The sequence below is a fragment of the Blautia caecimuris genome, assembly GCF_024622975.1.
GTDB lineage: Bacteria > Bacillota > Clostridia > Lachnospirales > Lachnospiraceae > Blautia_A > Blautia_A caecimuris.
On record NZ_JANJZT010000027.1, the window covers coordinates 39254 to 52396 of the forward strand.

Consider the following 13143-nt stretch of genomic DNA (forward strand, 5'->3'; position numbering starts at 1 on the left):
GTTCTGTCGGTTATGCCATTTTTTAGAACACAGGAGGAATTTATATGGCAAGAAACAGGATAACGGGCAGAGAAACACAGAAAATGCAGGAATTTACGCAGGAACAGATCAGTCAGGCAGAGCGTAGAGGCATAGAATTTCCAACAGATGTAAAAGAACAGCTTTTTGAATATGCGAATCTGATTGGTGAGGAAGAGAAAATTAGGACCCTGGTAAGAAATCTGGCAGATGCATTGAGCCAGGCAGATGAAGAAGGGGGAGAGGATTTGCTGGATGACGCAAAAATGGATATTCAAGAACTGCCGGATCCAACCATAGGTAAGCTAGAATTACGTGACTATGGATATACAGCAGAAGATATGGTACCGCTTAGAAAAGAAGCAGCTTTGGATTATCACAGAATGGGTTCTAAGATTTATTGCCTTGGAAGTGATGGCAGTAAAGGTGAATATGCGAGTAAAGAAATGATACAGGCGCATGAAGGTCTGTTTGGAATGGAATCGAAGATGTGGGAACGGATAGAGGAGAATGATCTGGATTATGCCGATGAAGATTTTGGAGTATTTCAGGAGCCTATGAGTGTGCTCAATCAGAAAGAAGCACTGAAATTATACGATGCCGGAGCAGATATTTATTTGATTACTAATTTTTCATCACCGATCTATGTCACGGAACGCATGGAAATTGAACGAGGACCAGAACATTATCAGATGTCCATGGCAGAACTGGAGCGTTTCCGTAACCTGGAATGGAAAATGCAGAAATATCCACAGATTCAGTCTTTGAAAGAGGCAAACCTGTTGTTAGGAACAAGGCGAACCTTTGGTATTTATCAGATCAAGGATGATTCACCGGGCGAAAACTATGCATTTATGAATATGCGCTTTATTGAAAGTCATGGTATGCAGATAAAAAAAGAAGATTATAAGCTGGTCTATGTTGGCGAATTACTGGGAAATATGTCACTGGATGATATTTTTGAAAGATTCAACATTGACAGACCGGAAGACTTCCGGGGACATTCCCTGTCGGTCAGTGATATCGTGGTTCTGAATGACGGAGAAAATGTAACCGCTCATTTTGTAGACAGTATCAGTTTTGAACAGCTGGATTCTTTCCTGAATCTGGAAGAGCAGGTTCTTAGTGAACTGGCATATGAGGTGGGAGAACGTTACTTTGCTATTCAGAGGACAGAAGAAGGATATGATTATTCCTTTTATGATGAAGATTTCCGTCTGCTGGATGGTGGAGTCTATGAGAATGATGAAATTTCTATTGAAGAAGCGGCAGAGGAACTTTTGGAAGACGAAGGCTGGACTGGAGAACACATCCGTGGGGATTATGATCAGTTGATGGAAAAGGTAGAAGAAATGGATGAGGTTGTAATGGCAGAGATTCAGAAAAGCCAGGGCGAATATAAGCCTTTAGCAAAGGTGGAGGAACTGGAAGAGGCGAATTATAACATGATTGATAACGTCCTCAACAATATGCCACCGAAGAAAGAGCCTTATCTGGAATACTTTGCCACAGAATGCGATGAGTTCCATGACATGGGAGCTTATGAAAAAAGTACCGATGTTAATCAGATAGCTGCAGTCTATGAAAAATATAGGGAGAATCCAGAAACAGCTTATCTGGGATGCTCAATGGGAATTATCTATCGTGATCCGGAAGACAGTTACTATGATGAAGCCGAATTTGCAATCGTTAAAGGAAATACCGTACTTGGAAATCTGATGGATGATGTTCGATTTTATGGAGAACTTGCACTGGTACGGGAAGGAATTGAAAAAATCCATGAAGCATTGCCGGATTATAAGTATGTACCGATGAGGAATGTCCGAGAAGCAATGTATCCAGAAAAGATGACCACAGAACAGCTGGCAGAGGCACTGGATGAGATTGCAGAAGCTTTTGATCCGTATGAGTATCGAGATAATGTGGAGATGGGAGAAAATACGGTACAGGAAGTAATGCTGGATTTACAAAGCGGTAATATTCATTCCTATATTTCGTATCTGAAGGATATTGTAGACGAAGAATGCGACCTGTCTGTTCGTTCAGGTGTATTGATAGAAAGACTGAAAGCCTATGAACCTGAACTTCCAAAGGATATGGAACCGATGGTGTATGTGAATTATTGTGAGAAAAGTGAGCTGGGGAATCCAAGATGCCAGAAGTTATCTGATTTGGATTCAAGAACCGTAGAACAGGACAAAGCCTGGTATGCTGATCGTGATCCCAACACCAACGAACCAAAAACGACAGCACAGATGTTTTTTACAGTATATTATGCTGAGAAGGGCGACAAGATGCTGCATCATTTTCAAGGTAAGATAGACATTGGTAGCGGAAACGGCGGTATCATCAGTCAGTTAAAGATGCAGAATGAAATGAAATTGACAGATGAAAGCTGGATTAGCTATCAGCAAGGAAAAGGTAATGAAGAGTATCAGAAGTATATGGAAGATCTGACGGATATGCAGAATCATGTACTGCCGTATTTGCAGAGCTTTTGCAGTCTGGAAGAAAAAGGTGTGAAGGAGAGACGAGAACAGCAGGTGGCAGAGATAAATGAGAGCAGAGAGGCTGTGCCAAGAGCTGGCGTTGAAATAAATACAGCAGTTAAGGACGCAGGGAAAGCAGAAAGAAAGGCAGTAGCACAGAAAAAGGCAATGACAGGAAAAGAGAAGAAACCGTCAATCCATGAACGCTTGGAAATCAATAAGAGAATCATCCAGGAAAAACAGGGAAAAGATAAGCCGGAGAGAGGAGCTGATATGGGTGTAAGAACAGTGTAGAGAGGGAGTCAGATGATGTCATAGTAGGTGTGACAGCCGAAGGACTGAAACGATTTATAGTACGAAACGTTATTAAGAGAATCATGCGTTAGCCAGAAATCAGATGGATGTGAAAAGTAGGAACGTAACCGAGGGATAATGTCTGTATCGAGAGGGGTGATGTGCATGAATTTTGTGATAAGCAGAGGAGTAACAACAAATGGAATTAATAGATGTGATTACATCAAAGGAAAATTTAAACAGAGCCTATAAGAAAGTAGTGGAAAATAAAGGTGCAAGTGGCGTTGACAGAATGAATGTCGAAGAACTTGGTGCATATATCAGGGACAATAAAGATGAAATTATCCGTTCAATTAGAAACCGAACCTATATGCCAAAGCCAGTACGCCGAGTTTATATTCCAAAGGATAATGGAAAACAAAGACCATTGGGAATCCCGACGGTTTTGGAGCGAGTGATATAACAAGCTACTATTGCTCAACCTGTTATAGACATTTATGAGGAAATATTCAGTGAGTTTAGTTATGGTTTCAGACCAGGAAGAGGTTGCCATGATGCCATAAAACAAGCATTGGAATATCTGAACGAGGGATATGAATGGGTCATAGACATTGATATAGAGCAATTCTTTGATAACGTAAATCATGACAAATTAATTCAGATACTTAGAGAGCAAGTAAATGACAGTACCACACTGAACCTGATTCGGAAATATCTGAAAGCGAGGGTAATGGAAAAAGGACTGGAAAGAGCCACGACAAGCGGTGTGCCACAGGGCGGCTTATGCCGAGTTCAGAAAGTAAACGCGCTGATAGAACCTAAGAATACTGGATGTATCTCGGCATAACATCTATCTCGTCATAAGGTGGGGGTGATTAGTCCGGTACTTGCAAATCTATTTCTGCACTATGTATTTGATGATTTTATGGTAAAAGAGTTCCCGAGTATTCCGTGGGCAAGATATGCGGATGATGGGATTGCGCATTGTGTATCCCTGAAACAGGCAAAATATCTTCAGCGCAGACTGCTGGAGCGCTTTGTAGGTTTTGGACTGGAATTAAATATGGAAAAGACAAGGATTGTGTATTGTAAAGATGATGACCGCAAAGGGAAACATGAACATACATCCTTTGACTTCCTGGAATATACATTCAGACCAAGGCATGCAAAGAACAAATACGGTAAGTTCTTTACCAACTTTCTGCCGGCAATGAGTGAAAAGGCAAAGAAAGCCATACGAAAGGTTGTCCGAGGATGGAAGTTACAGTTCAAGCCAGATAAAGACCTGTGGGATATAGCAAATATGTTCAATAAGCAGATACAGGGATGGATTAACTATTATACGCATTTCTATAAATCAGAAATATATGAGGTTCTAAGATACATCAACGGGCGGTTGGTCTATTGGACAAGACAAGAAGAAAGTACAAGAACCGAAAACAGGAAATTGTATTTGCTGAGGCACTATATACAGGAAGGTAGATCCCCCTTGATTGGCCAAAATCAAGCTTCTTTTTGACTGAACAGAAGAAATGATTACAAAAGCAGAGTCTGGATACAAATTTCTTATTTCATTTTTGGCGTGGGGAATAAGAATTATTTCACTTACTATGATTTAGGGAATGCGCAGTTGTGGAATTGTGGAGGCATCCATCTTACTGTGCGTGGACTATATAAATACACTAATATATGGTATCACAAATATTATTTTTACACAGTCAAAAAAAAACAGCTTGCAGTCAGATTTCCACAAATTACATTTTTAGTGGTAGGATAAATTGCATAAAAAGATATGGAGTTATAAAGTGTAGAGGAAAAAGTGATGAATGACCTTATTATTGAAACATCAAATTTAACAAAAGTTTACGGAAAACAAAAAGCTGTTGATAATCTGAATTTACATATTTATAAAGGGAAGATTTATGGTTTGTTGGGCCGAAATGGTGCGGGTAAAACAACTACAATGAAAATGATATTAGATTTGATTTCACCTAGTAGTGGAAATGTATATTTATGGGGAAAAGAAATTAGTAGTAATAAGAGTACTATTTTATCAAATGTCGGGAGTTTAATTGAAGCTCCAGGGTTTTATCATAATCTTACCGCAAGAGAAAATTTGGAAATATTCGCATCGCTCCGAAAGATAGAGAATAAAGAGAGTTCTATAAAAAAATGTTTGGAACTTGTGGGACTTTCCTATAACGATAAAAAAACTTTTTCACAATATTCCATGGGAATGAAACAAAGGTTAGCAATAGCGTTGACTATTATGCATAATCCTGATTTACTCATACTGGATGAACCAACAAATGGTTTAGACCCTATCGGAATATATGAAATGAGAAAATTTATTAGGAATCTTTGTGAGCAAGAGAAAAAAACAATATTAATATCAACGCATATCCTATCGGAAATTGAATTGTTGGCAGATGATATCGGAATTATTGATCAAGGTAAATTAATAATGGAAAACACTAAGGAAGATATAAAAAAAATGAGACAGGAGTATATTGAGGTTAGTGTTTTAAATATTGAAATGGCAAAAAGTATTTTAAATGAATTATCATATGTTCATGATTACGAAGTTGTATCAGGAAATAAGATACGAATCCCAGAAAAAGGTGTGATTCCATATAAACTAAATGAAGATTTAATTACTAATAAAATTGAGGTGAATGAAATTCATTTGGTTAGAGAATCAATGGAGGAGTTTTTTGTTAAGGTTACTGGGGGAGAGGGAATTGCTTAGATTATATATAAACGAACTAAAGAAACTTAAAAGGCAAAAAATAGTGCGAATTATAGTGGCGATTGGAATTATTATGCCAGCAGTTTTTACAGTAATGTGTATCAAGGATGACTTGCCATATAGAAGCCTAGTTGCTATGTTGGTTGATATAGGGAATTTTCTCATAATGCCGTGTCTGTTTTACATATTATTTGCACAACTTATCCAGATTGAAAAGCAAAATGATACGCTAAAGAATATTTTCGTGATTGATACGAATAAAAGTGGATTGCTCTTGGCTAAGCTTTTAGTTTCTATGACTTTTGTTTTTATATTTGTTTTTATTTCATGGTTGTACTCTCTTATAGGAGGTGTGTTTTTAAGAGAGTTTGGAATGTTTGGAAAAGCACTAATCTCATTAACAGTATCTTGTTTTATGGCAATTGCTGCTTCAATGCCTATTATTATTATTATTATCTTGTGTGATAAAACATATTTATTAACTATGGTACTAGTTAATTCGATATCAATTATAGATTTTATTTTAGTTTGGCAGTTGGATATGAGCGAAATAGTTTTAAAACAGCAACTTCCAATACTATTAGCTTACAGGATTACATATCCATTACAAATTTTGCAGTACTCGTCTAATTTGCAATGGGGATTGGATGTATTATATTATCCATTGAATAAAGGATTGTTAATTATCCTTTTGACATGTATTATCTCATTGCTGATTTCAATTAAAATATATAGTAAAAAGGAAGTGTAATAAAATGAATGCGCTTTTATTTGCAGAAGCACATAAGCTTAAAAGATTACGGATTATTTATATTGGAGTAATAGGAATTGTTATTGCAGTAATAATTTCAGCAATACAAATAAATGCTATGAGAGAAGGTGAGATTCATTTTACTGACTTTTCAAATATGGTTATTTGGAATAGTGTGACGATGGCGATTCCGTTCTGTTTGGCTCTTATTGGTGGTTATATAATTAGTAGAGAATATGAGGAAGATACAAGAAAAAATTTAGAAGTAATTCCGGTTTGTTGGTCAAAAATAATTATTTCAAAGATATTGATATTACTTATGATTGATATTTTTTTGTCAGCAATAGAATCTCTTATTATATATTTTATGGGTGTGGCTATAAAATCTCATGGAATGATTTTTAACAATATTATTGGTATGATAGTAGCTGTTTTTAGTGTTAATATTCTCATCTTAAACGGAGTACTTCCAATTATTTTATTTTTTGCGAGAAAGTCAAGACAGTATATATGGGGAGCACTTTTAGCTATGTTATTAGGAATCATTGGGATTTTTATTAGTAATGGCAAATTGGTAAATATTTATCCTGTTACATACGGATATTCTTTCATTAGTTTCGAAATGGTAAATCCAGAGATCCTTGATATAAGAATATCGATAGTGAGTATGATGGTTTATCTTTTTCTGTCATATATAGTTTTTTTGATTTTTTATCAAAAAAACTATAATAATAAAAATTAAAATATTGTTTATGGTTAGTTGTATCTGCTTTTGTAACATCAAAATGAAAGGAGAAAATTAGTATGTCAAAAAAAATGATGAGAAATCCAATCGAAAGAGAAAAAATCAACAATCCTGCAGGTAATGTTATGGAAGAATTAACAGAGGCCGAACTGGACAAAGTAACAGCGGGGATTATTGATTATGTAAGTCACTGGTATTCCTGCGGATTCATTTGTACTTACACAGGAGAATGCCAGGGATCTCGTAAAGCAAGCTGCTGCAACTAAGATTTAATGAAGAATATTTGGAAGAGTCTTAGTATACAGCAACCAGCACTTTAATAATAGCATTAACTAAATAGTAATTCAACAAAAAAATGATTTATTACAAAATCGTTACAAAAGCAGATTTTCAAAAGTAGATACAAGTAATCATAAGAGGGAGCGAAAATGAAACAAAGCACATATTTATCTGAAAGAAAGTATAATTCTACAAAAGCAGTTCCGAATTTTAGAAAAGAAGAGTATTGGAAAAATATCCTGGGCAAAGAAATTTATGAAAAGATTAATGAATCAGAAAACGGGATTTTAAGAAAAGTATTATCAGAAGATGAGTTTGAAGAGATACTTGACGTTGAAAACAATGTAATATGGAAACTTTATGTTGAAAAGAAATATAATAAATCTGACCTTGTATTAGATGTAGAAACACAAAAAAATGCATACCCTTTTTCACAATTTTTGGCACCTTTTGTAAGAGTAGCTGAAGATTTGTTAGTGGACGCTTCTAAAAATAATGATTTTTTTTGCCGAAATAAGAAACTTATTTTATCTGAATTCGAAAATAATTTGTTTACAAAGTTACTTGACTGTAGTGTAAGAACGTTAATATTTGAAATGAATCTATGTAGAGAATACAATGAATTAGAGGGAAGTAACCCTGAAGAAGAGTATTCTTTTTATACTGAGGTATGTTTGAATAATGAGCGATATATCATAGAAATATTTGAAAATTATCCCGCATTAGTTCGTAGTATTTTGGATATAACTGAAGATATTTTAGAATTTTACCAAGAAGTTACAAACAGATATGAAAATGATCTGGATGATTTAAAAAGAGAATTTGGGGTCGATTTAGAACTGATGAATATATCAGTTGGAGGCTCCGATTCACATAACCATGGAAAGTCTGTAGTGTTATTTGAGTTTGAAAACAATAAAAAGATTTTGTATAAGCCGCACTCGATAGCAAGTGAAAAAATGTATTACTTTTTTTTACGTTGGATAGGCCAGTGTATAGAAGTTGATATGAAAAGCTACATAGTTATCGATAGGAAAGACTATGGCTGGGAAGAGTGTGTTATACCGCTAGCTTGTGATGATGAAATCCAGTTAAGCAATTATTACAGAAGAATGGGTGTGATTTTATGTGTTAATTATATACTTAATGCCTATGACATTCATAATGAAAATATAATTGCTTCAGGTGGATATCCAATTATAATTGATACTGAAACAATACTTAAAAATTTTGAGGAATATGATGTTTCAAGAATAAATTCATATACGTTGAATAAAATTCGTGAATCTGTCATCGGTCAAGGATTATTGCCGATTCATATGAGAAAAGGGAAGAGTACTCCTTCAATAGATTTAAGTGGTATGGCACATGAGGGTGGAGAAGAATATCCAGTAAAAATTCCTGTTATTATTAATGAAAATCGATCAGATATGCGATATGAGTACCGCTATATCAAATCTACGTCTCAAAATAATCTTCCCATATTTAAGGGAAAGGGTGTTCTGCCGGGAAAATATTTAGATGACATTGTTTGTGGGTTTGAAAGAGCATACGTCTATGTAATTAATAATAAGGAAAAGGTTATAGATAATATTAGAGGATTTAAGATGTTAAAGCTTCGTCATTTACGTCGTGATACTCAAACTTATGCAATGGTCTTAGAAACATCTTACCACCCGGATTTCATGATAGACAGTGCATATAGGGAAATATTTTTAATGACTCTTGCCAAAAATAAAAAAATTGACTCACAAAAGGAGTACTTTTCAGTAAAGGATGAAGTTCTTCAATTAGTTCATAATGATATACCATTTTATTACTATAATGCAGATTCTAGGGATTTATATTCTGCATATGGCCTGCATATTTGTGATTACTTTGAGCGGACAGCATATGATTTGGTTCTTGAGAAAGTAGAAAACATGAACATGCATGATTTAAAACAGCAAAGATTATATATTGTGTTGTCTATCCTATCTTTGGAAGATATTAGTAGTATTGGTTACAATATATCTCGTAAGCGAATTGATTATCTGCAGCCGAATTCATTAAATAGTAATGAATCTTTTGAAAAAGTCATCATGCACGCAACAAGTTTAATTTTAAAAAGGCTATATCAAGATGCAATTTTAACACCGGATAGAAAGAAGGCTAATTGGATTGGTGTTTCATTAGGTGGAATTGAAGATGTGAAGTGGAATGTGATGCCTTTAAGCTATAATTTGTATGATGGAATAGGAGGAATTGCGATTTTCTGCCATACATATAATGAATTGTATAAAAATGATATGAGTAGAGAGTTATGTCAGGCAGTAGACGAAACGCTAAATGAACATCTTGAAGATATTATTATGGTATACGATAAAATGGGGACAGATCAAAGTAGTGGTGGATTTGTTGGAGAAGGTTCATTGATGTATGTATATACTGTTTTGTTTGACATTACAGGTAGAACAGACTATATAAAAAATGCAGAAAAATTATATAGTGTTGTTAAAACACAGGTTCAAATTGATAAAGACAATGATATTACATCTGGAAATGCTGGAATCATTATTACTTTATTAAAGATGTACCATATAACAGGAAATAAAAAATATTTAGATTTAGCAATTTTAGCCGGAGATGTATTATTAAAAAATGGAAATAAGGATAATTCAGAAACGGGGTGGACATATCCAGGACAGCCATATTCTGTTAGTGGGCTTTCTCATGGATATAGTGGAATAGCGCTAGCCCTTTTTAAATTAGGCCAAGTAACTGGAAACGAGAAATATACAAAGATTGCTAAAAAAGCAATAATAGAAGAAAATAGCATGTATAGTGAGGCGTTTGGTAATTGGGCTGATAGAAGGTTATTTAAAGGGAGAACAGGTGAGGAACGTGGCAATAATCCTGTTACATGGTGTCATGGAGCAGCGGGTATATTATTGGCGAGATTAAAGATTTATCCATATGTTGATAGCGAATTTAAGGAAATAATTACTGCTGACATTTCGAAAGCAGCTAATACGCTTATTCGTCTAGGTGGACTCAAGAATCAGTGTTTATGTCATGGACAAGTAGGAAATTTGGAAATCTTATTTGAATATACAAAGTTTTTAAATGATAAAGATTTAAAAGATATGGAACATAATACTTTAATAGAATGTTTAAAACGCAACAAGGAATATTGGAATTGTGGATTAGTAGACGGATATGAACACTATGGTTTTATGCTTGGAATATCTGGGATTGGATATTCTTTGCTCCGGAGAGTAAAAAAAGAGTTGCCTTGTATTTTGAATTTAGAATAATTGGAGAAAGTTTATGATAAAACATAGAACGATACCGTTTATATCACAGTTAGGAAGTCTGGATTGTGGCGTTGCTTGCATAACTATGATTTTGAATTATTATGGCATAAAAGTAGATATTGTGGATATAGGATCTACTATCCATATTGGAAGAGATGGTATGTCTCTGGTTGAGATGAAATCTATCGTTGAAAATTATGGGTTTAAGTTTGCTGCTTATAAATACGGATACAAGGAAAATAATCTAAAAAATAATTTACCGGTTGTTTTATGTTCTTCTGGTCACTTTGTCGTAGTTGAAAAGATAAAAAAAGGAAAGTATCAAGTTATTGATCCAGCTAAAGGAAAAGAGCTTGTTTCTTTTACGGAAATTATGGATAAGTATCAAGACATATTAGTGACGATTGTACCAGATGATGTAGTTAACTATCCTCAAAAGAAAAAAATAAAAATTCAAGTTGATAAGAAAAGACTTGCTATAGTTGGCATATTAATGCTTTTAATTCAAGGAATATCGCTAGTTGTTCCAGCAGTTGTACAACGAATAGTGGACGGCTTCGCGGATAACATAGGAATTCACATGATTAAGTTGTTGTTTATAATAATATGTATTTTATTATCATATTTTATTATAAGCTATATTCGTCAAAAAATACTGCTCACTGTTGATATGACTTTGTTCAAAAATATGATCTCCCAAATGTTAGAGAAGATATTTTGCGTGGATATAAACTTTTTTGAATGGCATGCTGCTGGAGATATAGGAAACAGATTTAACAGTGTAAACCAGTTAAATGATTTGTTGACAAACGGGATGATAAATATAGTGATACAAGCTATTACATCTATTGTGTGTTTTTTTGCAATGTTATATTCTTCTATAGAATTAACATTATTAACAATACTTGTTTCTATTGTACAAATCGCATTGATGTTTTTCTTGAATGGGAAAAGTGCAATAAAAACAAGGAAATACATGCAAAGTCAAAGTTCATTACAGAGCGAACTCATTGATACTTTAGGAAATATTGTTGAAATAAAATGTATGGGTATGGACGGTATTATCTGCAATAACTTAAAAGACAAGTATGATTGCTTAATAGCACTATTCCGTGAAAAAACAAATGTGTCGAATATTATGGCATGCTTTGTATCTACGATACAATTAGTATTTCCGTTGTTTATATATTTATTGGGAAGTTCACTTGTCTTGAACAACAAAATGACAACAGGCTCGCTAATTGCATTTGTTACTTTAGTAGGATATTTTACTGCTCCATTTTCCAGTATATTTCTAATAATGCCAAGTTTTAATTCAATAAAAGAAGTTCTACTAAGATATAAGGAATTAATGTATTTCAAAGAAAATCAGTTTTTGGGAAAGGAGTTAAATGAATCATTTGAAAATTTGACGCTGAATAGTATATGCTATTCTTATAATAATTCGCTTGTATTAAATAAAGTTTCAATGGAGATAAAGCAAGGACAGACAATAGCGATAGTAGGTTTATCGGGAAGTGGAAAATCGACAGCTATAAAAGCAATATTGGGCGCTATAAAAATACAACAGGGAAGCATTTTTATTAACAAAGAGAATATTGATTGCATTTCGAGAGAACAAATTTATAAGTGGTTTTCTATTGTTACACAAAATCCCATGTGCCTTAATTCTACTATACGAAAAAATGTTGACATTACTGGGAAATATTCTGATACGGAAATATATGATGCACTTTCTATGGCTGAGATAGAGGAAGATATCCGTAACATGCCATTAGGATTGGATACAATAATAGGTGAAGGAGGGCAAAATATATCAGGTGGACAGCGGCAAAGATTAGCTATTGCAAGAGCACTGATTAGCAATACAGAAGTACTAATATTTGATGAGGCAACAAGTAATTTAGATCCAATAACGGAAAAAAAGATATATGATAATCTTAAAGTTACTAATAAAACATTAATTATAATTACACATAGACTTGCCTCAATACAAGAGGCTGATAATATATATGTTATGATGAATGGTATGGTAATAGAATCTGGAAACCATACTACATTGTTAGAGCATAGAGGTTGGTACTACGATAATTTAATAAAATAGTTATTAAGCTTTTGAAGTGTTTCATTTGCCAAAGTACAGTTTACAAGGGACTACACAGGGTAAGTATCTGACGGGAGGGGTTCCACCCGTCAGATTTTCCATGTGATATTCAAGGTGTCGCTTGTGGCGGCTATGGTGGTAACCATCAAATCCACCACCCGCCGTTTGTCGTCAAAGGATACATTCTCCCAAGTGTCGAGGTAGCCGGAAATCTGATTGACCTGTTCCGGGCTAATGGCTTCCACCGCCAGTTCCGCTATCCTCGCCAGAAGTTCCTGCTTGCGCCCGTCCAGTTCTGCTATCTTCACATTCACATAGGAGAGCAGGACATTGTTTGCACCGAGGGTGTAAAATAAAGTGTGTAAGTTGAGAAAAGCAAATTTCAAAACTTACGCACTTTGTTTGCTTTAACAGAGTG

At 34.6% G+C, this 13143-nt stretch carries 9 protein-coding genes and 2 pseudogenes; 10 read left to right on the top strand and 1 reads right to left on the bottom strand.

Annotated elements, in window-relative coordinates; translation table 11 throughout:
• The first annotated feature begins 44 nt into the window (after positions 1-44).
• The 10 genes and pseudogenes from NSA57_RS15120 (at position 45) to NSA57_RS15165 (ending at position 12725) form a co-directional block, all read left to right on the top strand.
• Positions 45-2801 (top strand): YodL domain-containing protein, encoded by a 2757-nt coding sequence (locus tag NSA57_RS15120; protein WP_257465287.1) that lies wholly within the window; start codon positions 45-47, stop codon positions 2799-2801.
• A gap of 199 nt (positions 2802-3000) precedes the next feature.
• Positions 3001-3264: an RNA-dependent RNA polymerase family protein gene (locus NSA57_RS15125; RefSeq protein WP_257465288.1), complete on the top strand. Its 264-nt coding sequence runs from the start codon at positions 3001-3003 to the stop codon at positions 3262-3264.
• 24 nt (positions 3265-3288) lie between these two features.
• Positions 3289-3939 (top strand): annotated as a pseudogene (locus tag NSA57_RS15130) (reverse transcriptase domain-containing protein); the annotation flags it as partial.
• A gap of 72 nt (positions 3940-4011) precedes the next feature.
• Complete coding sequence (locus NSA57_RS15135) at positions 4012-4320, top strand: group II intron maturase-specific domain-containing protein (RefSeq protein WP_257465296.1); 309 nt, start codon at positions 4012-4014, stop codon at positions 4318-4320.
• Between the two features lie 303 nt (positions 4321-4623).
• Entirely contained in the window at positions 4624-5550 is a 927-nt protein-coding gene (locus tag NSA57_RS15140) for an ABC transporter ATP-binding protein (protein WP_257465289.1), read from the top strand.
• A complete protein-coding gene (locus NSA57_RS15145) occupies positions 5516-6301 on the top strand; it encodes an ABC transporter permease (RefSeq protein ID WP_257465290.1) in 786 nt (261 codons plus the stop codon). Before NSA57_RS15140 ends, NSA57_RS15145 begins: the two co-directional genes overlap by 35 nt.
• A 4-nt stretch (positions 6302-6305) precedes the next feature.
• On the top strand, positions 6306-7043 hold the full coding sequence (locus NSA57_RS15150; protein ID WP_257465291.1) for an ABC transporter permease: 738 nt from the start codon (positions 6306-6308) through the stop codon (positions 7041-7043).
• A 62-nt stretch (positions 7044-7105) separates the two neighbouring features.
• Positions 7106-7312, top strand: a complete 207-nt coding sequence (locus NSA57_RS15155; RefSeq protein ID WP_257465292.1) for a plantaricin C family lantibiotic — start codon at positions 7106-7108, stop codon at positions 7310-7312.
• A gap of 162 nt (positions 7313-7474) precedes the next feature.
• Positions 7475-10621 carry a type 2 lanthipeptide synthetase LanM family protein gene (locus tag NSA57_RS15160; protein ID WP_257465293.1) on the top strand — a complete coding sequence of 1049 codons (3147 nt, stop codon included), beginning with the start codon at positions 7475-7477 and terminating at the stop codon, positions 10619-10621.
• A 13-nt stretch (positions 10622-10634) separates the two neighbouring features.
• Positions 10635-12725, top strand: a complete 2091-nt coding sequence (locus NSA57_RS15165; RefSeq protein ID WP_257465294.1) for a peptidase domain-containing ABC transporter — start codon at positions 10635-10637, stop codon at positions 12723-12725.
• An 89-nt stretch (positions 12726-12814) separates the two neighbouring features.
• On the opposite strand, the pseudogene NSA57_RS15170 reads toward NSA57_RS15165, so the two are convergent.
• Positions 12815-13066: pseudogene (locus tag NSA57_RS15170) on the bottom strand (recombinase family protein); the annotation flags it as partial.
• Positions 13067-13143: the final 77 nt, after the last annotated feature.